Origin of the sequence: Bradyrhizobium sp. 930_D9_N1_4 (assembly GCF_052076015.1) — a bacterium.
Taxonomy (GTDB): domain Bacteria; phylum Pseudomonadota; class Alphaproteobacteria; order Rhizobiales; family Xanthobacteraceae; genus Bradyrhizobium.
In genome coordinates, this window is sequence record NZ_CP197236.1 from 3,592,167 (window position 1) to 3,616,449 (window position 24,283).

Consider the following 24,283-nt stretch of genomic DNA (forward strand, 5'->3'; position numbering starts at 1 on the left):
TCAGCCTGCAAGAAGAGCTGCGATGAACGGTGCGGCCAGCACCGAGATGAACACCACCCCGCGCAGCAGCGCCGGCAGCATCGGCTCGATCGCGCCATGCCCTCGGTCGGGAACAGGCAGCGCACGCAGTGAAACGGAATTGCGGACCAAGCGGTCAGCCATGGATGAGAATCCCTTTACGTCGCGCCCCTCAGTGGCATCTCGTATATGTGGGAAATTTTACCACGTCAATCGCAAATCGGGAAAATGTGGGATTGTGTCCCACGTGTGGCGCGGGTACACTCCAGACATGAATGCCAAGTCCGGGTCCAAGGCAGCGGCTCCGTCACCGAATGCCGCCGCGAAGCTGCACGCGCCGCTGGCGCGGCTGCTGCGCCCGCTCGTGCGGCTCTGCATCCGCAGCGGCATGACCTTTCCGGCACTGGCGCAATTGCTTCGCGAGCTGTTCGTCAACGTCGCCGAGCACGATTTCGCGCTTGAAGGGAAAGAGCAGACCGACAGCCGTGTCAGCCTGCTCACCGGCATTCATCGCAAGGAGGTAGCGCGGCTGCGCGGCGCCGGCGCGCCCGTGAACGAGACGCCGGCGGCGGTGTCGTTGACGAGCGCCGTGATCGCGCGCTGGCTGGCCGCGCCGGAATTTACCGATGCGAAGGGCGAGCCGCTGCCGCTGCCGCGCACGTCGGAGGGCGATGCGCCCTCATTCGAGCAGCTCGTCGCCTCCGTCACCAAGGACGTGCGCCCGCGCGCCGTGCTCGACGAATGGATCGACCGCAAGCTCGTCACCATCAATGAGGCCGACGAGATCGAGCTGGTCGAGGCCGCCTTCGTCCCATCAGGCGGGGACGACAGCAAGTGGCACTATCTCGGCCGCAATCTGCACGACCACATCGCGGCCGCCGAGCGAAACGTCTCGGGCGTCGCGCCGCGCTTCCTCGAACGCGCGGTGCACTACAACAACATCTCGCCGAAGCTGGCGCGGAAGCTCGAGGCGCGCTCGCGCGAGCTTGCGATGGACGCGCTGAAGACCGCCAACCGCGAGGCCAACCGCGCGCTCGCCAAGGACAGGGGCGGCGACGCCCGCTGGAATTTCGGCATCTACATCTACAGTGAAGCTGCCGACGAGGAGGGCGCGAAGGAGACCGGTAAGGACGGCGGCAAAGAGGGCGGTTCTTCATGAGCCGGCCGCCGTTGATCTCCCGCCGTCTGCTGCTGACAGGATTTTGGCTCGCCGGCACCGCGATGGCGCACGCGCAGGTCAAGCGCGGCACCGATCAGGGCATCGGCGGCACGGGAATCAGACGCGGCGACGACCACGGCATCGGCGGCACCGGCATCGTCGGCGTGATCCAGCGGTTCGGCAGCATCTACGTTAACGGTGAGCGCATCACTTACGCGAGCGACGTGCCCGTCCGGATCGACGGCGAGGCCGCGAGCCCCAAGGCAATGCGCATCGGCCAGCTCGCGCGCGTGGTCGCGACCCGGCAGGCCGACGGCACGCTGGTCACGCGCAACATCGCGATCGCGAGCGAGGTCGCGGGTCCGATCGAAGCCGTGAAGGGCAACGAGCTGACGGTGCTCGGCCAGAAGATCGTCGCAAGCGACAAGGAGAGCAAGCTTCGCGCGGGCACGCAGGTGGCCGTCTACGGCCTGCGCCGGACTGATGGCGTGATCGTCGCGAGCCTGGTCGAGCCGCGGCGCGAGGCGACCGCGCGCGTCACCGGTCTGGTCGAGCGCGGGCCCGATGGCCTGCGTATCGGCGGGCTGAAGCTGAGCGGTGTCGATCCGCTGCTGGTCGGCCAGCGCGTCCAGGTCGAGGGCAGCGCGGCCCTTGGCGCGATGCAGGCCGCACGCACGCGCATCGACGATTTCTCGGATCTGGTCGGCGCCAGCAGGCTGTCGATCGAAGCCTATGTGCAGCGCTCGGGCGCGAACCTTCAGCTCGGCTCCGGCTTCGTTGCCCATGACAGCTCGCGATTTGGCCCGGCGGCCGGCGAAGCGCGCATGGTGGTCAACGGCGTGTTCGATCGCTCGCGCGGCTTCCAGGTGGAGTCGGCCCAGGCCATCGGCCAGCGGCCCGGAACGCCTCCGGCCGGCGGCGGCAATAATCCCAACCGGTCGCCCGGCGGTTCGATCCTGCATCCAAATCGCGGCGCGACCACTCCCGGCAGTGGCCAGTCCGGTGCACCGGGTGGGCCCGCACCGGGATCGAGCCCGAGTGCCAACCCCGGCTCCGCGCCATCGGGATCCGGCGGCCCGTCAGGCCCCGGCGGACTTGGTTCGCCCGGCGGGCCGATGGGCCCCGGCGGCGGTGTGGGTGGTGGCGCCTTCGGAGGACCCGGAGGCGGGATGGGCGGCGGCCGGCGCTAAGGGATCCGAGACCCGGGTTGCGCCTGCCTGCCTTACTTGCCCTAGGGCATCTTGACGTTGGGCTCGCGATCCCAGACCCGCAACGTGGCGAGGCTGTCGACGAACGATTTTGCCTCCTTCGTGCTCCCCATGCGGATGCAGCCTTCATCGAGATCGTTGGCCGCAACGCCGGCCTTCTCGAACAACGGCAGCGCCGCATCGACATAGCCGATGAACTTGCAGTGTGCGAAGGCGTCGGCGACGAAGTCGCGCGCCGAAGATTCCCGCAGCAGATCCTCCATCGCATCAGCGGCCGGCAGAAGCGCGACCGCGTCGTACAGAACGGACGGCCCTCCGTCGATCATCTGATCGGCAGGGATCCAGCTGCCGTCGCTGGCCTCGACGCCCGTCACTTTCGGCGCGACGATCTCGTAGGTCGCTCCGGCCTTGTCGAGAGCGCTCTTGAGGGCCTTGAGGACGTTTGCATCCGAACCGTCGGTGACGAGGATACCAAGCTTTCGGCCCTCGAAGCGCTCAGGCCCGTTTTCGACGATGCTCAGGGCGGGGGACGGTTCGAGATCCTGACGGGTCGGCACGGCCGCATCCGCAGGTCTGGGCATCCTTTGCAGACCGAGCTTGTCAGCGACCTTGGTGGCCAGGGTCTCGTCGATATTGAGGAGATGCGAAACCATGCGCTCGCGGATCGCAGGTGTTTTCACCTTGCTGAGTTCGAAGGTCAGCGCGGCGGCGATGTGGGACTGCTCGCCTGCGGTCTGGCTGATGAAGAACTGGCGCGCCTGGCTGTAATGGTCCGCGAAGCTTTCGGCGCGCAGACGCCGCTTGGCGCCTTGCTCGACCTCGGGGAACGGTGTGAAGCCGCGCTGGGGCGATTCCCTCGGACCCTCGCCGAAGGAATTCGGCTGGTAGTTGACGCGTCCGACCGGATTGCGCATGGCCATGTGTCCGTCCTGCTGAAAGTGCGCGAACGGGCATTTGGGCGCATTGATCGGGATGTGGGCGAAGTTGGGGCTGCCCAGCCGCTTGAGCTGGGTGTCAAGGTAGGAGAAATTGCGTCCTTGCAGCAGGGGATCGTTGGAGAAGTCGATTCCCGGCGGAACGTTCTGGGTCATGAAGGCGACCTGTTCCGTTTCAGCAAAGAAGTTGTCGGGCATGCGATCGAGTACCAGCCGTCCGACTGGAACGGGTGGAAGAATTTCCTCGGGAATGATCTTGGTCGGATCGAGCACGTCGAAATCGAAGGCGTCTGCAAAATCCTGATCGAACAGCTGCAGCTGCAGCTCCCATTCCGGGAAGTTGCCGGTCTTGATTGCGGTCCAGAGATCGCGCCGGTGGAAGTCGGGGTCGGCGCCGTTGATCTTGACGGCTTCGTTCCACACCACCGATTGCAGCCCGAGTTTCGGCTTCCAGTGAAATTTGACGAAGGTGGGTTCCTGCTTCGCGTTCACGAGGCGGAAGGTGTGGACGCCGAACCCTTCCATGAAGCGAAACGAACGCGGAATGGCGCGGTCGGACATCACCCACATGATCATGTGCATGCTTTCCGGGGTGAGGCTGATGAAGTCCCAGAAATTGTCGTGCGCCGACTGCGCCTGCGGAAATGCACAGTCCGGCTCTTCCTTGACCGCGTGGACCAGGTCGGGAAACTTGATCGCGTCCTGAATGAAGAAGACCGGGATGTTGTTGCCGACGATGTCCCAATTGCCTTCCTGCGTATAGAGCTTCACGGCAAAACCACGAACATCCCGGGCGAGGTCGACCGAGCCCTTGCTGCCGGCCACGGTGGAAAAGCGCACGAAGGCTGGTGTCTTCTCGCCGGCGCGCTGAAACAAGTCGGCCCTGGTGTATTTCGCGAGCGATTTGTAGGTCTCGAAGAACCCGTGCGCCGCATAGCCGCGCGCATGCACGACACGCTCGGGGATGCGTTCATGGTCAAAGTGGAAGATCTTTTCCCGGAAATGAAAATCCTCGAGCAACGTCGGCCCGCGGGGGCCGACCTTCAGCGAGTTCTGGTCGTCGGACACCGGCCCGCCCTGCGCCGTGGTCAGGACGGCCGCTTTGCCGGTCGCAGTCTGATGGAGTTCGCCGCCTTCGCCCCGGACGAGCTTTTGATCATGGATAGTTGCCGTCCCGGCTGCTGCGGGGGTCGATTTCGTGGTCTTGGCCATAATGTGGAAACTCCCGGAGGCGTTGTGGCATCCGTCAATCCACCCGTGCCGGTTACGTTCCTACGATGCTTCGCGCGGGCTCAGGCCGAAGCTTCGTCCTTTTGAGATTTCAGATCGCGCGCGATGCTCTCCACCTGTGTATCGCGCCCCGCCTCGTCGGTCTCGGCCTCCTGCGGCAGCTCGATGTCGAATTTCGCCGCGATCGCTTCCAGCGCCCTCAGGATGCTGTCCGCCTCGCGTTCGGCGAGCAGATTGATCTGGAGGTCGAGGTGATTTCGCCTTTCGGACTGCAGGTCCATCGCGTTCTGGCGGATTAGCACGAACGAGGTCAGCAGCACAGCTTCGAGAGCGAGGAAGGCCGACAGGAGTGGAAATGGATACGGATCAAATGGAGACGGGCGGTACACGTTCCACACAGCCCAGAGCACGACGAGGATCAGTTGCGAGATCACGAAATACACCGTTCCGACGAACCATCCGACCTTGTGAGAGGCCTGGTGGACCGACGATAGTTGGCGCTCGTCCTCTTCCTCGAGCTTGACGATCGTCTCGATATTCCTGGAGACCGCTTGCCGCCTGTCGTGGTGGCTATGGTCCCCCTGGACGCTCATTCGGTGACGAGGTCGGCGGCGCGTTTGGCCTTCTTGCCGGTGTTTTTGACGGTCTCTTCTCCGACCTTTTCGGCTTCGGCGCGACGCTCGCACTTGGTGCGGATCTCGTCGAGCTCATCGTCTGTCAGATGCTCGATCCCGACGAATGAATTCTGCGCCGCGCTCACCCGGATCAGCTCGTCGAGTTTGACCTGGATGGCGGCGCTGTCGCGGTTTTGGGAATTCTGAATCAGGAAGACCATCAGGAACGTCACGATCGTGGTGCCGGTGTTGATCACCAGCTGCCATGTGTCGGAGTAGTGAAAGAGGGGCCCGGTGACCGCCCAAAGCAGGACGATGCCTGCTGCGATCATGAACGTCAGCGCGCGCCCAGCGGCTTGAGACGTCTTGTTGGCAATGTCGCTGAAGAGTTGGGCCGCACCGTTGCGATGATGGTCGGCAGTCGCCTTTTCGGGGCGAGCTTTCGTGTCGGTCTGTCGCATCGAAACACCGCGCCGGTTTCAGGGGCCCGATGTCCGAACGCAAGTGGAACTTGGAAGTTCCATCGTGGAAACGCCGGGGGCGCGGCCAGCGCGTGTGAACGACGTCAGCCGGCGCTGAGCCGCACGCCGGCGCGCAGGAATTTCTGCGGATCGACCGCTTCGCCATCGATGCGCGTTTCGTAGTGCAGGTGCGGACCGGTGGAGCGGCCGGTCGAGCCGACGAGACCGATGACCTGGCCGATCTTCACGATCTCTCCGACCTTGACGTTGATCTCGGAGAGATGGCCGTAGCGGGTCGACAGGCCGTTGCCGTGATCGACTTCGACCATGCGGCCGTAACCGCCGGACCAGCCGGCCGAGACCACCTTGCCGTAGGCCGTGACGCGCGCGGGATCGCCGGTCGCGGCACGGAAGTCGAGGCCGGTATGCATCGCGGGCCGGCCGAGGAAGGGGTCGCTGCGCACGCCGAAGCCGGAGGTGAACTCGACCTCGCCCACGACAGGCTTGCGATAGGGAACGAGCGCCAGCGTGCGATTGAGGCGATCCATCTCGGCACGCGTGGTGTTGATGCGGTTGAGCTGCTTTTCGAATGGCCCGGCATTGGCCGTCAGCTTGACGGGCACGAAGGGCCCGCCCATGGCCGAGCGCGGCACGGCGGCTTCGAGGTTGGCGAGATTGAGTCCGAGATCGCTGACGACGCCGCGCATCCGGCGCATGCGCGAATCCATGCCTTCTTCGACGGCGCTCAGCGCCGCGATCTGGCGGCGCTCGACCTGGTCGAGCGAGGTGGTGAGCCGGACCAGGACATTGTCGAAGCCCTGGTTCTTGGCGAACTGGTTGGCCGGTGGCGCCACCACGGCCGGCGCGCGCGACTCCAGTCGCGCCTCGCGATCCGGCGGCGCCACGAAGATCACGGTGTCGCTGATGGGCGAGGGTTTCGGCGTGCCCTGCGTCTGGTTCGAATCGCTTCGCTGCGGGGCAGAGCGCGGGATCGATCCGGTCACATCAGGCATGGCGCCGAGCGCGGTGGCCCGGGACTCCAGCGCGGTCTGGCGCTTCATGATCTGGTCGAGCTTCTGGTCGAACTGTTCCTGGTCGAGCAACTGCCGGCTCGTGGTGCGGTCGACCTTGGCGCGCAGCTCGGTGATGCGGTCTTCATAGGCGTATTGCATCTCGGCCTGGCGCGCGATCAGCCGGGTCAGGACGTCGTCGCGGAATGCGAAATAGGTGGCGGTCGCCGCCGACCAGAGCCCGAGCAGCACCACGGTGCCGACCACGATCCAGAACACGACGGGGCCCAGGCGAACCTGCTTGCCGTGATGGACGATGGTGTAGGCGTCATCGGCATCGGTCGCGGCGAGGGGAATCGCGGCTGCCACCGCGGCGGGACGGCGCTGAAAGGCCCGTCCGTGGTCGTGCGGGTGATGTTGGGGGTACTGCGAGTATTGGGCAGAACTTTTCGACATCGGCACTCCGGCGCCGGTCGGAACGGTTCCTTGCGGCTCAATTGCCGCAGCAATCTGGGCCGGTCATGGTTAATTTTCCGGAAACGGGAGCACTCGAATTTAACAGTCTGGTTAAAGACCTCTTGCCGCGTCCAGCACCTGATCGGCGTGACCGTCGACCCGGACATTGCGCCAGACCTTGGCCACCTTGCCATCTGCGCCGACCAGCACCGTCGTCCGAAGAATCCCGAGGAAGCTCTTGCCGTACATGGATTTTTCGCCCCAGGCTCCATACGCCTCCAGCATTCCGTGCGTCTCGTCCGAGATGAGGGGAATAGAGAGCTTGTGCTTGTCGCGGAACTTCTCCTGGGCCTTTAACGGATCGGCGGAAACGCCGAGGACGGCCGTACCGGCGTCAGCAAAGTCGCCGGCCAGCCGGGTGAAGTCGATCGCCTCCCGGGTGCAGCCCGGCGTGTCGGCGCGAGGGTAGAAGAACAGGACGAGCTTGCGGCCGGCATAGTCCGCCAGCGTGACCACGTCACCGCCATCGCGAGGCAGGCGGAAGGCGGGGGCTTTCTGACCCTCGGCGAGGGCGGATTTTGTCGCTGCGGGCTTGGTTGTGGCGGGCTTGGCCGTTGCGGGCTTGCCCTTCGCGGGCGCGGCGGCCGATTTGGAGGAATTTAACTGTTTCGATGCGGCCTTATGTGATCCTGCTTTTGCTATGGTCCCGGTTGATTTGCCAGCCTGTGTCCGCTGCGCTTTCGCGGACTTTGTTTGAGTCGTTGCCCGCTTGGTCGGGATCTGCTTTTTAGCCTTTGCAATGCCGGAGGGCGTTTTGGGCGATTTCTTTCGGGATTTCTTGGACATACGCCTTCCTTTCGACGCTTTCGGCGGGTCAACCGAAGCGGTATTGCAGCTCTCGCCCGGTGTCCCGGAATCGTGCCCTTGGCTGGGCAAGTCTGACGACGCCGGAGTATGGTTACAAGGAATTCCACGCACCACCCCACTGCTCGTTGAACGCGCTCCCGGGGCGAAATGACGAACAGCAGGAATATTCGAGGTATGGCGGCAGTGCCGGCGCAGGGAGCTTCGCCTCCCGCGGACGGCTGCGGTCCCGGCGGCGCTCAATCCTACGACGGGCGCCTGTATCGAGAGGCAATGGCAAGGAATACGTCGCCCCAGGATTACAATCGGGATTTCAATCGGCGCGGCGGCCAACCAGAGCCCCAGGAATGGGACGACGCCGACTGGGATCCGGATCAGGAAGCGGCGGCGGGCCATCGGGCACGCCGGCTGCTGGCGCGTTCCAATTCGGGCTTCAATCGCTTCGGTGACGGGTTCGGATCGCTGCGCCGCTGGCTCGGTGGCGGTCGCTGGCTGAAGCGGGTGGCCATCGTGGTCGCGGCGCTCGTCGTCATCTTCGTTGGCTGTTTCGGCGCGCTGTGGTGGCGCCTCGGCGCCGGGCCCATCAATCTCGACATCGCGACGCCGTGGCTCGCCGCCGCCATCGAGGACAATATCGGTCACGGCAATACGGTCGAGGTCGGCGGCACCCAGATCGAGCGGGCCGGGCGGATCCGTATCGCCGTGCGCATCCGCGACATCGTCGTGCGCGACCACGATCACGTCATTGTCGCCACCGCACCGAAGGCCGAGGTCAAGCTGTCGGGTGCGGGTCTCCTGATGGGGCGCTTGCGCGCGGAAAGCCTCAACCTCGTCGATGCCGAGCTTGCGATCCGGATCGCGCCCGACGGCACCGTCACCGTGTCGGCCGGCGACACCGCAAAGCCGCTTGCAACCGGCGTCGCGTCCAAGAAGGACGCGGGCCTGCCGCCGACATTCCCGCGCAACGGCGTTCCGCCGCCGCCGTTCGCGACAACGCCCGCAAGTCCGGACGCATCGCAAGTCAGCCCGCAGCCGACTGCGCAGAGCGGCATCCTTCAGGGCCTCGACTGGCTCGACAGTCTGAGCATGACCGGCCTCGACGGCCAGAACCTCAACGAGATCGGCCTGAAGAACGGCAATCTGATCGTCGACGATCAGCAGCGCGGCAGCAAATGGTCGTTCGAGAACATCACGCTCAGCCTGCGCCGGCCGAGCCGCGGCGGCGTCACGCTGAGCCTCGGCGAAGAAGGCGCGCGCCCGTGGATGCTGCGCGCCACGATCGGCCCTGCCGAAAACGGCGTGCGCTCGGTCGACATCAAGGCTGACAAGGTCTCAACCTCCAACATCCTGCTGGCGCTGCGGGTGAAGGATCTGACCTATACCGCCGACCTGCCGCTGACCGGCGAGCTCAAGGGCGAACTCGGACGCGACGGCGTGCCGACCTTCTTCCGCGGCAAGATCGCGGTCGGCGCAGGCAACATCATCGACACCGACACGCCCGATTATCCGATGGCGATCGATTCCGCCGAGATCAACGTCGAGTGGGACGCCAACCGGCGAGTGCTGGTCGCGCCGTTCAAGGTCCTGTCGGGCGCGAACCGTCTGACGCTGCTGGCCCATGTCGAGCCGCCCAACGGCACCATCAACGACTGGCAGCTCGGTTTCAGTGGCGGCTCGATCCTGCTCGGCGGCATCGACAACGAGCCGCCGCTGGTCTTCAACCGCATCGCGATCGGCTTCCGCTTCGACACCGATCACAAACGCATGCTGCTGACGCAGGCCGATATCAGCAATGGCGAGATCGGCGTCGCCGGCACCGGCGCCATCGACTATTCGGGCGAGCCGCGGCTGACGCTGGGCTTTGCGGGAACGCCGATGTCGGCTTCCGCGCTCAAGCGGATGTGGCCCACGCTCGTCGTTCCCGAGTTGCGCGAATGGGTGATCGAGCGGATCGAGCGCGGCACGCTTCAGCGCATCGAGATCGGCGTCAATTCGCCGACCAAGAACCTTCCGCGCAAGGGCCCGCCGATTCCCGATGACGGCCTCTCGGTCAACATCGTGGCGAGCGGTGTCGCGGTCCGCCCCGTGGACGGCATGCCGGTGGTGCACGATGCCGATCTGAAGGCGCGCGTGACCGGGCGTACCGCGACCGTGAATATTGCCCAGGGCATTGCCGATACGCCGGCGGGCCGCAAGGTCACGATCTCCGACTTCGTCTTCGAGGTGCCTGACATGGCGCCCAAGCCGTCGCCGTCGCGGACCAGATTCCGCGTCGAGGGTCCGGTGCCTGCGGCCGCCGAAATGTTGTCCAACGACCGGCTGAGCGATCTGTCGTCGACCGTCATCGACCCCAACACCAGCAAGGGCACGTTCACGGCCAACATCCAGCTCGGCCTGCCGGTCAAGGGCGAGCTGACCAAGGCCGACACCACTTACACCGTCACGGCCGACCTCACCGGCTTCGCCGCCGACAAGCTGGTGATGAACCAGAAGCTCGAGGCCAACAACCTCAAGATCGCCGCCAACAACCAGGGCTTTCAGGTCAAGGGCGACGTCAAGATCAACGGGCAGGCCGCTTCGCTCGACTATCGCAAGCCGGCTGAAGGCGACGCGGACGTGAGATTGCAGGCGACGCTGGATGATGCCAGCCGCGCGCGCCTCGGCTTCGACCTCGGTCCGGCCGTCAGCGGCTCGCTGCCGATCAAGCTGTCGGGCAAGATCGCCGGCGGTCCCGACCAGACGACAAAGCTCGGCGTCGAGGCCGACCTGACCTCGCTCAAGCTCGACAACATCCTGCCCGGCTGGGTCAAGCTGCCGGGCAAATCGGGCAAGGCCAGCTTCAAGGTGGTGCCGACCGCGCAATCGACGCGCCTCGAGGACATCGTCATCGAAGGCGGCGGCGCCTCGATCAAGGGCATGGTGGAGGTCGATCCGAACGGCGACCTCATGAACGCGAACTTCCCGACCTATTCGCCGTCCGACGGCGACAAGGCTTCGCTCCGGGTCGAGCGCGGCCAGGACGGCGTGGTCAAGGGCACGATGCGCGGCGACGTGTTTGACGGTCGCGGTTTCCTGAAGTCGGCGATCTCGGGCAATTCCAAGGACGACGCCAAGAACAAGATGAAGAACGTCGATTTCGACATCGATGTGAAGCTCGGCGCCGTCATGGGCTTCAACGGCGAGGCCATGCGCAGCATCGACGCCAAGATGTCGCGGCGCAGTGGTGCGGTCAAAGCGTTCACCCTGAACGGCAGGGTCGGCAAGGACACGCCTGTGGCTGCCGATTTGCGCGGCGGTCGCGCCCAGGGCAACCGCGAGGTGATCTACCTCCAGACCAACGATGCCGGCGCGCTGCTGCGCTTCACCGACACCTACACCAAGGCGGTCGGCGGCCAGTTGGTGGTGGCGATGGAGCCGCCGACGTCCGAGCCGAACACCTCGCGCGAGGGCCTCATCAACGTGCGCGATTTCACCGTGAAGGGCGAGGCGCAGCTCGAGCGCGTGGCCGCCGGTGCACCCAACGGGACCGGCAACGGTGTCTCCTTCAGTGCGCTGCGCGCCGAGTTCACGCGCCAGAACGGCGCGCTCACGATCCGCGACGGCGTCGTGAAGGGTCCGATGATCGGCGCCACCATCGAGGGCTCGATCGACTATCCCGGTAACCAGGTCTGCATGAGCGGCACCTTCGTGCCGATGTACGGGCTGAACAACATGTTCGGACAGATTCCGGTTCTCGGGCTGTTCCTGGGTGGCGGCGATAAAGAGGGACTGATCGGCGTGACCTACGAGGTCGTCGGCACGCCGGCAGCACCCGTGATGCGCGTCAATCCGGTCTCGGCCATGGTGCCGGGTGTGTTCCGCAAGATCTTCGAGTTCAACACCGGCAAGCAGAACACGCCGTTCGATGAATTCCCCTCACAGTCGAACGACGGCTCGACCGGATCGACGCGTCAGCTCTCGAGCGGTTGCAGCATCGCGCGGCGGTAGACTCTGGAAGCCCAGAACTCCGTCATGTCCGGGCATAGCCGTCCGAAGGACGGCGTCGCTTTCGCTCGCCTATGTCCCGGCCATCCACGCCTCATCACGCGGCACCAACGTGAATGCCCGGGACAGGCCCGGGCATGACGACGTTCGCGTGAAATGGGTTGTGCCGTTTACGCCGCGCGAACACCTGCCAGGAACGTCCCGACCTCGCCGGAGAGCTGCTCTGCCTGCTTGGAGAGGCTCGAGGCGGCCGCGAGCACCATGCCGGCGGCGTTGCCGGTCTCGTTCGCCGCGGTGCTGACACCGCTGATATTGGTGGTGACTTCCCTGGTGGCTTCCGCCGTCTGCGAGACGCTGCGGGCGATCTCGGCGGTGGCGGCGCCTTGTTCCTCGATGGCAGCGCCGATCGAGGTGGCGATGCGGCTGACCTCCTCGATGGTGGCGGTGATGCCGCCGATGGCGTCCACGGCTTCCTTGGTCGCGCCCTGGATCTGGGCGATCTTGTCGCCGATCTCGCGGGTGGCTTCCGCAGTCTGGCTCGCCAGCGACTTCACCTCGGAGGCGACGACGGCAAAGCCGCGGCCGGCTTCACCGGCGCGCGCGGCTTCGATGGTGGCATTGAGCGCGAGCAGATTGGTCTGTGCCGCAATGCTGGAGATCAGCTCGGCGACATGCTCGATCTGCTGGGCGCCGTCCGAGAGCGCGCGCACGATGGTGTCGGTGCGGCGGGCGCTGTCAACCGCACGTCCCGTGACCTCGGCGGACTGTGCGACCTGACGGCTGATCTCGGTGATGGAGGAGGAGAGTTCTTCGGCTGCGGCGGCGACGGTCTGAACGCGCTGGCTCGCCTCGGTCGCGGCCGAGCCGACCACGGTGGCGCGGCGGTTGGTGCCCTCGGCGGTAGAGGACATCGACTTGGCGGTGGTCTCCAGCTCGCCGGAACCCGAGGCCATCAACCCGACGAGCTGGCCGACGGACGCATCGAAGCGGTCGGCGAGCGAGATCAGGGCCTCGCGCTTTTCCTGCTCGTTGCGGGTCTTGGCGGCGACCTGCTCCGCCTCCAAATTGCGGGCCGTCAGAGCGGTTTGTCTCAGCACTTCGAGTGTCTCGGCCATGCGGCCGATCTCGTCGCCACGATCGGTTTCCTCGACCGGCTTGTCGATGGCGCCTTCGGAAATCTCCTGCATGCGGCTCTTCTGGCGGTCGAGCGCGCTCAGCACGTCGCGGGCGATCAGCCAGGACAGCGTCGCCATCAACAGCATCAGGCCGAGGCCGACCGCGGCGAGCTCGAGCGTCAGCGCACGCACGTCGGCGTCGATGTCGTCGACATAGAGGCCATAGCTGATGGTCGCGTTCCAGGGCGCGAATTGGCGCGTGAACACGGTCTTGCGAACCGGCTCGGTCTGGCCGGGGCGGGGATAGAGATAGGAGGTCACGCCGCCCTGGGCGTTCTGGGCGGCGGTGTTGATGATCGCGTCGGCGATCAAGACGCCGTTGGAGTCCTTCGCGCCGGTGATCTTGCCTTCGAGCTGCTGATTGGCGCCGTTCACGAGCAGCGAGGTGTCGGAATTGTAGACGACGGGATAGCCTTGGCCGCCGTTGAAGCTCAAGCGCCGGCCGCGCACGTGGAACTGGGCCTTGGCCTCGGCCTGTGTCAGCTTGCCGGCAGCGACGTCGTCCTGAACCGATTGGGCGAGGCTGTGGAGCATGTCGACCGCGGTCTTCATCTGCTGGACCCGGTCTTCCATCATCCGGCTCTTGCTGAGGAAGGCCGATACCGCGATGATGGCTGTGACTGTGAGAGCCGCGAGACAGACCATGCTGGCAAGCTTGGTGCGGATCTTCAGATGGCTCAGCAGCTTCATCGCAGCCTCTACGAAATGGTTGTTATTATCATCGTCCGTAACATGAACTTCTTACCAATCATGAACGCAGCCATGCGGCGGCCGGTCGCGCGCAGGACCGTTCGCAGCCTTGTGCGCAAGCGTGCAGGCAAAACGCCATGCATCGCCGCCCACCCGTATGTTTACGGAAGGCGATCGTTCTCAGACTTTGGTGGTGATCGATCCTGGCAGGACGGCCGATGAACCGATTCGTTCACCGCCTCATCATGTCCGTGCTGCTCGTCGCGGCCCTCGTTCTGATCTGGAACGTGCTGGGCTCGCGGTAGGCGGCACCGGCAAACTCGCCGGTGCCGTCGGTTATCTGTGCATCAATCGCGCGCAAGTGCCCCGCGAATGCGCCGCCGGTCGAACCGCTACTTTCTGCCCGTCGCCGCGTCGACGCTGATCGGTCCGCCGCCGGCGGCCGAGAGATAGAGGCAGGCGAAGCAGAACGCGATCGCAAGAGTGCCGCCATTGAGCAGCGGCAGGAGCACCGGCGTCTCGCCCTTGAGCATGTGGCCCATGAAGTAGGCGAAGGCCATTTCACCCGCGAGGATGAAAGCGGCAAGGCGGGTGAACAGGCCGATGATCAGGAGCCCGCCCAGCACCAGCTCGAGCGAGCCGGCCGCGCCGTAAAGCGACATCAGTTCGACTTTTGCGAACATCGGCACCGGCGGGAACTTGAACAGCTTGGCAACGCCGAACTGAAACAGCAGCAGCCCCGTGATGAAACGAAACAGGCTCAAGAGAACCGGTTGAAAGCGAGTGAGATAAGGAAAGTCCATTGGTTTTTGCCCTCCATCCAATGCGCGACTTGGACCGTATTCAGTTCCGCCTCGCAAGCCACCCCGGACCAATTTCGCGCTGACATTTTCGTCATGTAGGACAAAACACCGCAGATCGTCCCTCGCTCCGGTTGCGCCGGATTTTTTCGCGCGCGTCAGCTCATATGCCGTCCGTAATTTCCCGGTGACATCGAGGGGCGCAGGTTACGTTGAGGAGACCTACTCCCGCAAGGCGGGGACGATCAGGAATGGAATCATTCCGAGGATCACGCTCGCAAGTGCGAAGACGAGCAGGAGATTGTAGCCGTGCGTGACGTCGTGAATGACGCCGCCGCTCCATGAGCCGAACGCCGAGCCCAAGCCACTGCCAATCGAAATGGTGCCGAAGATCGTGCCGACGCGCTTGCCGCGAAAGATCTTCATCGCCGTCGCGGTGATCAGGGGCCCGCGCGAGCCCATCATGCTGCCGAAGCAGACGACGAAACCGGTGAGCAGGATGATGTTCGGATAGTACTGAAGCAGCCAGAGCAGGACGATGCCGATGATGGAAATCGCGTAGCTCAGGAGCACCGACGGACGGCGTCCGATCAGCCCGTCGAGCGCGGACACGCCCAGCATGCCGAACACCAGCACGACGCCTGAAAAACCCCAGGCGGTCGCGGCCTGCAGCGGCGGGAAGCCGGCGTCGATCAGATAGGCCACGATCTGGGCTGCGATCGCATACATGCCGACGGCGGTGAAGAAGAAGGTCGAGAACAGTGCCCAGAAGGCGTGGTGGCGCATCGCACTGACGAGCGTCCAGCCGTTGTCGATGAAGTCAGGGTCGGTTCTTTTAGTGATGTGGGGCGAGCCGGCGGAGAACATGCGCCACGGCAGCAGCATGAGGGGGACCAGCAGGCCGAGCGTGGCGAAGCCGTAGACCTGGTAGGTCTCGCGCCAGCCGAGATGATCGATCAGAAGCTGCGAGGCCGGCAGCAGCGCCAGCACGCCGCCGCCCATCGCCGAGTACACCACCGCCATTGCGGTCGGCAGTTTTGCGCCGAACCAGCGGCCGAGCAGGATCGAGTTCGGCACGTTGCCGATGAAGGCGACGCCGATGCCGACGCAGAGACCGATCGAGAGCTGGAATTGCCAGAGCGACTGCGCATGCGCGGCGATGAGGAAGGCCGAGCCGAGCAGGAACAGCCCGAGCGCATAGACGATGCGCGGTCCGGAATGGTCGAACAGGCGCCCCACTAAAGGCGCGGTCAGCCCGCTGATCAGCCAGGTCAGCGAATAGATCGAGACGACCTGCGCGCGGTCCCAGCCGAAGTTTTCCGAAATGGGCTTGAGGAAGACGGTGAAGCTTTCGCTCAGGCCGCGGCCAAGGACAGCAAGCGTGAAGCACAGAGCGAGCACGACGAGTGCGGTGCGCACCGCACCTTGCCGCGCGCCCGCTTGTTCCTTCGACGTTTCCGCTGTCGTTTCCTTGGGCGTGTTCTGATCCATTGCTCATCAGGGAGCGCGCTTCGGCACGCCCTGACAAGCATCAAAAGCTCATACGCCTATGCAGGCCGGATCAGGATGTGCTTCTTCTTGCCGAAGGACAGCTTGATCACGCCCTCCGGTGTCAGATTGGCCGCCGACAGTGCCATCTTCTCGTCGGTGACCGGCTCGTCGTTGACACGCAGGCCGCCGCCCTTGATCTGGCGCCGGGCCTCACCGTTGGAAGCAACGAGGCCCGCCTTGACGAAAGCGTTGAGCACGCCGAGGCCGGCATCCAGCTCGCCACGCGGAATTTCCACCGTCGGCAGGCTTTCGGCCAGCGCGCCTTCTTCAAAGGTGCGGCGCGCGGTCTCGGCCGCTTCGTTGGCGGCGTCGCGGCCGTGCAAGAGCGCGGTCGCCTCGGTGGCGAGCACCTTCTTGGCCTCGTTGATCTCGGAGCCGCCGAGCGCCTCGAGCTTCCGGATCTCGCTCATCGGCATCGTCGTGAACAGCTTCAGGAATTTGCCGACATCGGCGTCCTCGGTGTTGCGCCAGTACTGCCAAAAATCATAGGGCGAGAACTGGTCGGCGTTGAGCCACACCGCGCCCTGCGCGGTCTTGCCCATCTTGGCGCCCGACGCCGTGGTCAAGAGCGGCGTCGTCAGTGCGAACAGCTGGTGGGTGCCCATGCGGCGGCCGAGATCGACGCCCATGATGATGTTGCCCCACTGGTCCGAGCCGCCCATCTGCAATTTGCAGCCGGTGCGCTTGGCGAGCTCGACGAAATCGTAGGCCTGGCAGACCATGTAGTTGAACTCGATGAAGCTCATCTCCTGCTCGCGCTCGAGGCGCAGCCGCACGGAGTCCATGGTCAGCATGCGGTTGACCGAGAAATGCCGGCCGACGTCGCGCAGCATCTCGATCCAGTTCAGCTTGGTCAGCCACTCCGCATTGTCGAGCATGATGGCGTCGCTCTTGCCATCGCCGTAGTTCAGCACTTTCGCGAACACGCCGCGGATCGAGGCCTTGTTCGCCTCGATCTCGGCGACGGTGCGGATCGCGCGGGTCTCGTCCTTGCCGGAGGGATCGCCCACCATGGTGGTGCCGCCGCCCATCAGCGTGATCGGCTTGTTGCCGGACTGCTGGAGCCAATGCAGCATCATCATGGTCAGGTAGTTGCCGATGTGCAGCGAGCGGGCGGTGCAGTCGTAGCCGACATAGGCGGTCACTTCGCCCTTGGCGGCGAGGGCGTCCAGCCCCTCGAAATCGGAGCATTGGTGGATAAAACCACGTTCCTGCAGGGTGTTGAGGAAATCCGATTTAAATGCAGTCATCTGTCGGCGTGCCTGACAATTCTTGGTTTACCGTTTTGGGGGCAATTTAGCGGTCTTGTCTGGGAACTCGATTGCCGCCCGCCACTTTGGCCTGTGGCATTATAAGATGTGTCCCTCTGGCACAAGATCGGCATGCCGGAGCGGGTTTTTGAGGACGCTGATCCCATGATGTTGACGGCACTCGGTTTGATGAGCGGCACCTCGCTGGACGGGGTGGATATCGCGCTGATCGAAACCGACGGAAAGCAGGTGAGGGCGTTCGGGCCGTCCGGCTACCGGCCCTACAGCCCGGCCGAGCGCAATTTGCTGCGCCAGGCGCTGGGCGAGGCCGTGCATCTGCCGCAACGTGATGCCCGGCCGGGGATCCTGGCCGAGGCCGAGCGTGCGGTGACGCAGGCGCATGCCGAGGCGGTCGCCGCCTTCGTTGCCCAGAACCGGATGAAGCCGGAGGACATCGACATCGTCGGCTTCCACGGCCAGACCGTGCTGCACCGGCCCGAGCGGCGGCTGACGGTGCAGATCGGCGACGCGCCCGCGCTGGCCAAAGCGATCCATATCCCCGTGATGCATGATTTTCGCGCCGCCGACGTCGAGGCCGGCGGGCAGGGCGCGCCCTTCGTGCCGGTCTACCACCGGGCGCTCGCCAATTCGCTGGAGCGCGAAGGGCCGATCGTCGTGGTCAATATCGGCGGCGTCTCCAACATCACCTATATCGACGGCAACGACACGTTGATCGCCTGCGACACCGGGCCCGGCAACGCGCTGCTCGACGACTTCATGTACCGCACCATGAACCAGGCGTTCGATGCGGAAGGCAAGTTCGCAGCGCTCGGCAAGGCCGACGAGGGCTGGATCGCCCGAGGGCTGGACTTGCCGTTCTTCGCAAGTCCGCCGCCGAAATCGCTCGACCGCAACGACTTTGCCGCCTTGCGGCTCGGCGATGTCCCGCCGGCCGATGGCGCCGCGACGCTCACCGCCTTCACTGCGTCCGCGATCGCCCGCATCATTCCGCTGCTGCCGCGGCGGCCGCGGAGCTGGATCGTCTGCGGCGGCGGCGCCCGCAACCTCACCATGCTGCGGATGCTGCGTGAGCGGGTCGGGTCAGCCACCGTCGAAGCCGCGGAAACGCTCGGCTGGGCCTCCGACGCCATCGAGGCGCAGGCCTTCGGCTTCCTCGCCGCCCGCGGCCTCAAGGGGCTGCCGTTGTCCTATCCCGCCACCACGGGCGTGCCGATGCCGATGACGGGCGGAGTGATCGCAAGGCCGTGAGGGCGCCGCCAATTGATGCAGTTGCATTGATCTTGACGAGTGCATGCAAATGCATCTATCTTGGATGCAGTTGCATCGAACCGCCGGGATCATGGCCATGACCGCTTCACTGAAACTGATCAGCCACAAGCTTTGCCCCTACGTGCAGCGCGCGGTGATCGCGCTCAAGGAGAAGGGTGTACCGTTCGAGCGGGTCGATATCGATCTCGCCAACAAGCCCGACTGGTTTCTGAAGCTCTCGCCGCTCGGCAAGGTGCCGGTGCTGGTCGTGACGACCGACAAGGGCGAGGTCGCGTTGTTCGAGAGCAACGTGATCTGCGAGTACATCGAGGAAACGCAAGGCGGTGCAAGGCTGCATCCGGCGGATGCGCTGAAGCGTGCCGAGCACCGCGCCTGGATGGAGTTCGGCTCGGCTGTTCTCGGCGATCTCTGGGGCCTGGAAACCACGACGGATCCCACGACGTTCGAGAGCAAGCGTCAGGCGCTTGCGGCGAAGTTTGCGCGTGTCGAATCGGCGCTTGGCGCCGGGCCTTATTTCGCAGGCGAGGCGTTCAGCCTGGTCGATGCGGTGTTTGCACCGGTCTTCCGCTATTTCGACCTCTTCGATGAGCTGACCGATCACGGCATCTTCCGCGATGTGCCGAAGGTCCGCGCGTGGCGGGCAGGGCTTGCGCAGCGCCCGAGTGTGCGTACGGCGGTCGGCGAAGATTATCCGGAATTGCTGCGCGCCTTCCTGGTGCGGCACGACGCGCACCTGCTCAAGCTCGCGGCCTGAGCGCACGCCGATGTCGCAATCCATGGCTTGGCTGATGCTGGTGATCGCCGGCCTCCTCGATGTCGGCTGGGCGATCTCGATGAAATATGCGGAGGGCTACACACGCGCAGGCTGGAGCATCGTTTCGCTGGTGCTGCTGGCCGCGTTCGTCGTCCTGCTCGGGCGCGCCTTGAAGGTGCTGGAGGTCGGCGTCGCCTATTCGGTGTGGACCGGCATCGGCGCGGCCGGCACGTTCATCATGGGCGTGGTGCTGTTCGGCGAGACCTTGAGCGCGATGAAGCTTGCGGGCATCGCGCTCGTCTTGATGGGGATCGTGGCGCTCAAGCTGGCTTGAGCGCCGAACCCTTTAGCGCACGTTGGCGAGACGCATGTCGAGATACGCCGTGATGGTTTCCATCAGCGGCTCGAGCTTGGCGTCGAAGAAGTGGTTGGCGCCGGGGATGACCTGCTGGTCGATCACGATGCCCTTCTGGGTCTTCAGCTTCTCGACCAGCGTGTTGACGTCCTTGGGCGGCACCACCGCGTCCTTCTCGCCATGCACGATCAGGCCCGAAGACGGGCAGGGCGCCAGGAACGAGAAGTCGTAGAGATTGGCGGGCGGCGCGATCGAGATGAAGCCCTCGACCTCGGGACGGCGCATCAGCAGCTGCATGCCGATCCAGGCGCCGAAGGAGAAGCCGGCGACCCAGCAGGCGCGCGCTTCGGGATTGATGGTCTGCGCCCAGTCCAGCGCTGCCGCCGCATCCGACAATTCGCCGGTGCCGTGGTCGAACGAGCCCTGGCTGCGGCCGACGCCGCGGAAATTGAAGCGCAGCACCGAGAAGCCGCGATGGGCGAAGGCGTAGTAGCACTGGTAGATGATCTGATGATTCATCGTGCCGTGAAACTGCGGATGCGGATGCAGGACCATCGCGATCGGCGCGTTCTTCTGCTTGGCCGGGTGATAGCGGCCTTCGAGACGGCCGGCGGGGCCAGTGAAAATAACTTCAGGCATGGATGATCTCTTGGTTGATCCCTTGAAGACGGTCTTCAGCAATCAACCGATTGGGCGGACTTCATCGGCAGCGACGCCGATCAAGCCGCGAATGGAAGGGTGGAGCGGCGCCCTCGGATGATGCGCGAGCGGCGCGCGGTGACTTGACGGCCGCGTTCTAACATAGGCTGCGGGGCAAAAAGCAAGCATCTTCGACATCTGCCAATGCACTCAAGAGCTTAGCCGGTCATCCCGCCGTCACGCCAAGAGCGGCCGGGATCGAACGGAGCGAAGGCCACGCGCACCATTGTAGCGGCAACTGATTGGAATCACGATTGTTTATCGGCTGTCGGATGATCCGCGGAGGCGATTCACACGGGCGTAATGCGGCCTCCGAGCGAGGCGACCACGGACCGGTAGCGGCGGCTGCCTCCAAGTGTCTGCCCGTTGTCGAAGGTGAGCTCGAAATCCCCTGACGGCTTGAAGTCCACGCCGCTCACCCGGTCGAGATTGGCAAGCCTGGTCCGGTGCACGCGCACGATGGCGAAGCGGGCGAGCTCGCTTTCGGTCGCGGCAAGCGTGCCGCGGATCAGGTGTTGAGTGCCGTTGGCGAGGCTGTACTCGATGTAATTGCCGGCGGAGGCGACCCACAGGATGTCGCGCGGCGCGACGCGAATGCGGCTGGTGCCGTCGCGCAGCCAGATCAGATCGGGGGATGGTTGCTCTGGCGCAGCGGCCGGCGAGAACAGCGCTGCGCGTGCGGCGTTGCGCAATTCGCGACGGCTTTCGATCAGCCACAGCGTTGCCCCCAGCAGGATTGCCGTGATGGCATCCTTGCGAAACTCGTAGAGAACCGTTGCCAGCGAAAAATGGAAGTCGTAGGCGCTGCCGGCGAGCCAGAGCATGAACTTCCGCACCCCGACCATGCCGGCGATGTGGAGGGCCGAGAAGCCGAGCAGGGCGGCCGCGCCGATGCCGATCCGCAGCCCCAGGGCCGGCGTCCGGCGCATGCGCCGCACGGACCGCATCAGGATCGGCACCAACAGCAGGATGACGACGATGCTCGACAGTTCCCAGAACAGTCGCTTGCCGATGTCATAGCTGTCGCCGCGCCAGGCGGCGTCCTGTGCGCCGGAGAGCGCATTGACGATGCCGATGGCGAGCGCGATGGCTGCGATCGCAGCGAACATCGTCCAGTCGCCATTGATCCCGCCGGGCCAACCGCTCGTCCCGGACAATGACGCCTCGTCCCCTTGCGGCCGGTTCTGATCCCAAACCGTCTCGACGCGCTCCGTTTCGGGAGCATTCTGGCTGTTCGCCATGTTGATTTCAGCCATGGCCCGAAAACCGCTGATGTCGTGCCGTCAAGGAACAGAGAAGCATGTCAACACCGCAGCAAGCATCAAACCCGGACCGCCGCATCGATCTGGACTGGGTGCGGATTTTAGCCTTCGGGCTGCTGATCTTCTACCACGTCGGCATGCTCTACGTGTCCTGGGGATTTCACATCAAGAGCGAGCACCGGCTGACCTGGCTCGAGCCGGTGATGCTGGTGCTCAATCCCTGGCGGCTGTCGCTGCTGTTCCTGGTCTCGGGGGTCGCCAGCCGCTTCATGCTGGGCAAATACCGGCTTGCCGTCTTCGCCCGTGCGCGGTCGGCGCGGCTGCTGATCCCGCTGATCTTCGGCATGTTCGTGATCGTGCCGCCGCAGTCGTACCTCCAGATCGTCGAGAGCTTCGGCTATCCCCAGGGATTCGTCGACTACTACCTCCAGCACTACCTGACGTTCAGCGCGCAGTTCTGCCCGACCCCCTGCATCGTGCAGCCGACCTGGAACCATCTCTGGTTCGTGGTCTATCTCTGGGTCTACACCATGGCCCTGGCTGCCGTGCTGTCCCTGTGGCCGGCGGCGGACCGGATCGGCGGGAGGCTGGGGGCCGTGCTCGCCGGACCGTGGCTGCTGGTGCTGCCGTGCCTGCTGTTTGCGGCCTGGCGGTTGGCTCTCGCGCCGGTCTTCCCGTCCACACACGCGCTGTTCGGCGACTGGTACAACCATGCGGACTACGCGACCTCGTTCCTGATCGGCTTCCTGCTCGCGCGTGAAGGCGGCATCTGGCGCGATATCGAACGACAGCGGTGGCTGGCGCTGATGCTTGCAGCCGCTTGCTTCACAGCCTTCATCCTCATTTATGCCGGCGTGCTCCCGCGGTCGCCGATGCTGCGATGGCTCGCCGGTGCGGCCTATGGCGGCTACCAATGGACCGCGATGGTGGCGGTGCTGGGGTTTGCGCGACGCCATTTGAAGGCCGATGGCCCGGTGCGCCGCTATCTGACTGATGCGATCCTTCCCTATTACATCGTGCATCAGACCGCGATCATCGTGATCGCCCACGCGCTGCGGGGCAGCGGGCTGTCTGCCGGAAGCGAGGCGGGAATCGTGATCGCAGGCACCGCGTTGACCTGTGTGATCAGCTACGAGATCGCGCGGCGCATCCGCTGGCTGCGTCCGTTGTTCGGACTGCGGACCGAGCCCCGTTCACCGGCCGGGATTGCGCAACAACAGCCGGCCTGATGTGCAGCGGCGTCCGATTGGCGCGAGGGCAAAAGGTGCTAAGAGGGCGGCATGCCGCACCGCGTCTATCTCGACTGGAATGCGACCACACCGCTGCGCAATGAGGCGCGCACAGCGGTGCTCGCCGCTTACGATCTGATCGGCAATCCGTCCTCGGTCCATGCCGAGGGACGGGAGGCGCGACGGCTGGTCGAGGACGCCCGCGCCACGCTCGCCGCGGCCGTTGGCGCGCTGCCGCGGAACGTCGTCTTCACCTCGGCTGGAACCGAGGCCAATGCGCTGGCGCTGTCGCCTGGCCTGAAGGGCGCGTCCGGTGGCCCCGTCGAGCGGCTGCTGGTCTCGGCCATCGAGCATGCCTCGGTGCTGGCAGGTGGCAGGTTCCCGGCGGACAGGATCGATCGGATCCGGGTCACGCGTTCCGGCGTGGTCGATCTCGATCACCTCAAGGCGCTGCTCAGCGGCGGCCCGCCGGCCCTGGTCTCCATCATGGCCGCCAACAACGAGACGGGGGCGCTCCAGCCGGTCGCCGAGGCGGCGGGCATGGTTCATGAGGCCGGCGGCCTGCTGCACGTCGACGCGATCCAGGCGCTCGGCAAAATTGCGTTCAACATTAACGCGGTAGGCGCCGACCTTGCGACCTTTTCTGCCCACAAGATCGGTGGCCCCAAGGGCGTCGGCGCGCTGGTGGTGGCCGAGGGAATCGCGGGGCTGGAGCCGGTGCTGCGGGGCGGTGGGCAGGAGCTGAACCGTCGCGCCGGAACCGAGAATGTTGCGGGCATCGCCGGCTTCGGCGCGGCCGCGAAGGTCGCGCTTCAGACTCTGCGGGAGGATGCGGAGCGCATGGCAACCCTCAGGAATCACTTGGAAAATGGTATCCGAGCCATTGCGGGGGCGTCCGCCTTCGCCGCCGACGTCAAGCGGCTGCCAAACACCGTCCTGTTCACAGCGCCCGGCCTGAAGGCGGAGACCGCCGTGATCGGTTTCGACCTCGAAGGCATCGCCGTATCCTCCGGCTCGGCCTGTTCCTCCGGCAAGGTTCAGGCATCCCACGTGCTGTCGGCGATGGGGTATGATACCACCGTCGCTCAGGGAGCGGTGCGTCTCAGTCTGGGCTGGTCCACGGAACCGGATGACATCAACAGGGCGTTAGAGGCTTGGCGAAAGCTCGGTAATACCCTACTTAGAGCCTAAGCGACGAAACACGGCTTGAACGGTTCTAAGCCCGTGCTTTCCGCACAGAAACATCGTAATACTCGTCCGAGTTTGATCCACCGCGGTCCTTGAAACCG

At 64.9% G+C, this 24,283-nt stretch carries 21 protein-coding genes; 9 read left to right on the plus strand and 12 right to left on the minus strand.

From position 1 onward, the window contains the following. Positions 1–162 (minus strand): hypothetical protein, encoded by a 162-nt coding sequence (locus tag AB7532_RS16845; RefSeq protein ID WP_441235891.1) that lies wholly within the window; start codon positions 160–162, stop codon positions 1–3. 127 nt (positions 163–289) lie between these two features. Between AB7532_RS16845 and AB7532_RS16850 the strand changes: the two genes are divergently transcribed. Then, a complete protein-coding gene (locus AB7532_RS16850; RefSeq protein WP_441235892.1) occupies positions 290–1,177 on the plus strand; it encodes a DUF6502 family protein in 888 nt (295 codons plus the stop codon). Further along, the gene (locus AB7532_RS16855; RefSeq protein WP_441235893.1) at positions 1,174–2,367 is read left to right on the plus strand and encodes a DUF5666 domain-containing protein; all 1,194 of its coding nucleotides are present in this window, start codon (positions 1,174–1,176) and stop codon (positions 2,365–2,367) included. Before AB7532_RS16850 ends, AB7532_RS16855 begins: the two co-directional genes overlap by 4 nt. Positions 2,368–2,408: 41 nt before the next feature. Here AB7532_RS16855 and AB7532_RS16860 read toward each other — a convergent pair whose 3' ends face one another. The 5 genes from AB7532_RS16860 to AB7532_RS16880 form a co-directional block, all read right to left on the minus strand. Further along, complete coding sequence (locus AB7532_RS16860) at positions 2,409–4,532, minus strand: catalase (RefSeq protein ID WP_441235894.1); 2,124 nt, start codon at positions 4,530–4,532, stop codon at positions 2,409–2,411. 80 nt (positions 4,533–4,612) lie between these two features. After that, the gene (locus AB7532_RS16865) at positions 4,613–5,143 is read right to left on the minus strand and encodes a DUF1003 domain-containing protein (protein ID WP_441235895.1); all 531 of its coding nucleotides are present in this window, start codon (positions 5,141–5,143) and stop codon (positions 4,613–4,615) included. Further along, positions 5,140–5,625 (minus strand): low affinity iron permease family protein, encoded by a 486-nt coding sequence (locus AB7532_RS16870; protein ID WP_441235896.1) that lies wholly within the window; start codon positions 5,623–5,625, stop codon positions 5,140–5,142. Before AB7532_RS16870 ends, AB7532_RS16865 begins: the two co-directional genes overlap by 4 nt. A gap of 104 nt (positions 5,626–5,729) precedes the next feature. Next, on the minus strand, positions 5,730–7,091 hold the full coding sequence (locus AB7532_RS16875) for a M23 family metallopeptidase (protein WP_441235897.1): 1,362 nt from the start codon (positions 7,089–7,091) through the stop codon (positions 5,730–5,732). A gap of 111 nt (positions 7,092–7,202) precedes the next feature. After that, entirely contained in the window at positions 7,203–7,937 is a 735-nt protein-coding gene (locus AB7532_RS16880; protein WP_441235898.1) for a redoxin domain-containing protein, read from the minus strand. Between the two features lie 195 nt (positions 7,938–8,132). Between AB7532_RS16880 and AB7532_RS16885 the strand changes: the two genes are divergently transcribed. After that, entirely contained in the window at positions 8,133–11,942 is a 3,810-nt protein-coding gene (locus tag AB7532_RS16885; RefSeq protein WP_441235899.1) for a YhdP family protein, read from the plus strand. Positions 11,943–12,109: 167 nt separating this feature from the next. Here AB7532_RS16885 and AB7532_RS16890 read toward each other — a convergent pair whose 3' ends face one another. Beyond that, positions 12,110–13,804 (minus strand): methyl-accepting chemotaxis protein, encoded by a 1,695-nt coding sequence (locus AB7532_RS16890; RefSeq protein WP_441235900.1) that lies wholly within the window; start codon positions 13,802–13,804, stop codon positions 12,110–12,112. On the opposite strand from AB7532_RS16890, the gene AB7532_RS16895 reads away from it, so the two are divergent. Continuing rightward, positions 13,787–14,026, plus strand: a complete 240-nt coding sequence (locus AB7532_RS16895; protein ID WP_441235901.1) for a hypothetical protein — start codon at positions 13,787–13,789, stop codon at positions 14,024–14,026. The two genes, AB7532_RS16890 and AB7532_RS16895, sit on opposite strands and share 18 nt — an antisense overlap. A 170-nt stretch (positions 14,027–14,196) precedes the next feature. On the opposite strand, the gene AB7532_RS16900 is transcribed toward AB7532_RS16895, so the two are convergent. The 3 genes from AB7532_RS16900 to tyrS form a co-directional block, all read right to left on the minus strand. Then, complete coding sequence (locus tag AB7532_RS16900) at positions 14,197–14,607, minus strand: DoxX family protein (protein WP_441235902.1); 411 nt, start codon at positions 14,605–14,607, stop codon at positions 14,197–14,199. Positions 14,608–14,826: 219 nt separating this feature from the next. Then, complete coding sequence (locus AB7532_RS16905; RefSeq protein WP_441235903.1) at positions 14,827–16,095, minus strand: MFS transporter; 1,269 nt, start codon at positions 16,093–16,095, stop codon at positions 14,827–14,829. Positions 16,096–16,151: 56 nt separating this feature from the next. Further along, positions 16,152–17,405: a tyrosine--tRNA ligase gene (tyrS, locus tag AB7532_RS16910; RefSeq protein WP_441235904.1), complete on the minus strand. Its 1,254-nt coding sequence runs from the start codon at positions 17,403–17,405 to the stop codon at positions 16,152–16,154. A 165-nt stretch (positions 17,406–17,570) separates the two neighbouring features. Between tyrS and AB7532_RS16915 the strand changes: the two genes are divergently transcribed. From AB7532_RS16915 to AB7532_RS16925, 3 genes are all read left to right on the plus strand, one after another. Continuing rightward, a complete protein-coding gene (locus AB7532_RS16915) occupies positions 17,571–18,674 on the plus strand; it encodes an anhydro-N-acetylmuramic acid kinase (RefSeq protein WP_441235905.1) in 1,104 nt (367 codons plus the stop codon). Between the two features lie 97 nt (positions 18,675–18,771). Then, on the plus strand, positions 18,772–19,449 hold the full coding sequence (locus AB7532_RS16920) for a glutathione S-transferase family protein (protein ID WP_441235906.1): 678 nt from the start codon (positions 18,772–18,774) through the stop codon (positions 19,447–19,449). 10 nt (positions 19,450–19,459) lie between these two features. Further along, positions 19,460–19,783, plus strand: coding sequence for a DMT family transporter (locus tag AB7532_RS16925; protein WP_441235907.1), 324 nt, complete (start codon positions 19,460–19,462; stop codon positions 19,781–19,783). Positions 19,784–19,795: 12 nt separating this feature from the next. Here the strand turns inward: AB7532_RS16925 and AB7532_RS16930 are convergent, their stop codons facing one another. Both AB7532_RS16930 and AB7532_RS16935 read right to left on the minus strand, forming a co-directional pair. Beyond that, on the minus strand, positions 19,796–20,443 hold the full coding sequence (locus AB7532_RS16930) for an alpha/beta hydrolase (RefSeq protein ID WP_007591562.1): 648 nt from the start codon (positions 20,441–20,443) through the stop codon (positions 19,796–19,798). Between the two features lie 350 nt (positions 20,444–20,793). Beyond that, positions 20,794–21,759: a LytTR family DNA-binding domain-containing protein gene (locus tag AB7532_RS16935; protein WP_441235908.1), complete on the minus strand. Its 966-nt coding sequence runs from the start codon at positions 21,757–21,759 to the stop codon at positions 20,794–20,796. 44 nt (positions 21,760–21,803) lie between these two features. Between AB7532_RS16935 and AB7532_RS16940 the strand changes: the two genes are divergently transcribed. Beyond that, positions 21,804–22,994: an acyltransferase family protein gene (locus AB7532_RS16940; RefSeq protein ID WP_441235909.1), complete on the plus strand. Its 1,191-nt coding sequence runs from the start codon at positions 21,804–21,806 to the stop codon at positions 22,992–22,994. Positions 22,995–23,045: 51 nt separating this feature from the next. Continuing rightward, positions 23,046–24,185 (plus strand): cysteine desulfurase family protein, encoded by a 1,140-nt coding sequence (locus tag AB7532_RS16945; RefSeq protein WP_441235910.1) that lies wholly within the window; start codon positions 23,046–23,048, stop codon positions 24,183–24,185. Positions 24,186–24,283 lie beyond the last annotated feature (98 nt).

Coding starts and splice junctions, on each gene's coding strand:
- AB7532_RS16945 (WP_441235910.1), top strand. CDS start 23,046: ATGCCGCACCGCGTCTATCTCGACTGGAATGCGACCACACCGCTGCGC.
- AB7532_RS16860 (WP_441235894.1), bottom strand. CDS start 4,532: ATGGCCAAGACCACGAAATCGACCCCCGCAGCAGCCGGGACGGCAACT.
- AB7532_RS16880 (WP_441235898.1), bottom strand. CDS start 7,937: ATGTCCAAGAAATCCCGAAAGAAATCGCCCAAAACGCCCTCCGGCATT.
- tyrS (WP_441235904.1), bottom strand. CDS start 17,405: ATGACTGCATTTAAATCGGATTTCCTCAACACCCTGCAGGAACGTGGT.
- AB7532_RS16925 (WP_441235907.1), top strand. CDS start 19,460: ATGTCGCAATCCATGGCTTGGCTGATGCTGGTGATCGCCGGCCTCCTC.
- AB7532_RS16885 (WP_441235899.1), top strand. CDS start 8,133: ATGGCGGCAGTGCCGGCGCAGGGAGCTTCGCCTCCCGCGGACGGCTGC.
- AB7532_RS16865 (WP_441235895.1), bottom strand. CDS start 5,143: ATGAGCGTCCAGGGGGACCATAGCCACCACGACAGGCGGCAAGCGGTC.
- AB7532_RS16935 (WP_441235908.1), bottom strand. CDS start 21,759: ATGGCTGAAATCAACATGGCGAACAGCCAGAATGCTCCCGAAACGGAG.
- AB7532_RS16855 (WP_441235893.1), top strand. CDS start 1,174: ATGAGCCGGCCGCCGTTGATCTCCCGCCGTCTGCTGCTGACAGGATTT.
- AB7532_RS16930 (WP_007591562.1), bottom strand. CDS start 20,443: ATGCCTGAAGTTATTTTCACTGGCCCCGCCGGCCGTCTCGAAGGCCGC.
- AB7532_RS16875 (WP_441235897.1), bottom strand. CDS start 7,091: ATGTCGAAAAGTTCTGCCCAATACTCGCAGTACCCCCAACATCACCCG.
- AB7532_RS16905 (WP_441235903.1), bottom strand. CDS start 16,095: ATGGATCAGAACACGCCCAAGGAAACGACAGCGGAAACGTCGAAGGAA.
- AB7532_RS16920 (WP_441235906.1), top strand. CDS start 18,772: ATGACCGCTTCACTGAAACTGATCAGCCACAAGCTTTGCCCCTACGTG.
- AB7532_RS16895 (WP_441235901.1), top strand. CDS start 13,787: ATGGCTCAGCAGCTTCATCGCAGCCTCTACGAAATGGTTGTTATTATC.
- AB7532_RS16850 (WP_441235892.1), top strand. CDS start 290: ATGAATGCCAAGTCCGGGTCCAAGGCAGCGGCTCCGTCACCGAATGCC.
- AB7532_RS16900 (WP_441235902.1), bottom strand. CDS start 14,607: ATGGACTTTCCTTATCTCACTCGCTTTCAACCGGTTCTCTTGAGCCTG.
- AB7532_RS16845 (WP_441235891.1), bottom strand. CDS start 162: ATGGCTGACCGCTTGGTCCGCAATTCCGTTTCACTGCGTGCGCTGCCT.
- AB7532_RS16890 (WP_441235900.1), bottom strand. CDS start 13,804: ATGAAGCTGCTGAGCCATCTGAAGATCCGCACCAAGCTTGCCAGCATG.
- AB7532_RS16915 (WP_441235905.1), top strand. CDS start 17,571: ATGATGTTGACGGCACTCGGTTTGATGAGCGGCACCTCGCTGGACGGG.
- AB7532_RS16940 (WP_441235909.1), top strand. CDS start 21,804: ATGTCAACACCGCAGCAAGCATCAAACCCGGACCGCCGCATCGATCTG.
- AB7532_RS16870 (WP_441235896.1), bottom strand. CDS start 5,625: ATGCGACAGACCGACACGAAAGCTCGCCCCGAAAAGGCGACTGCCGAC.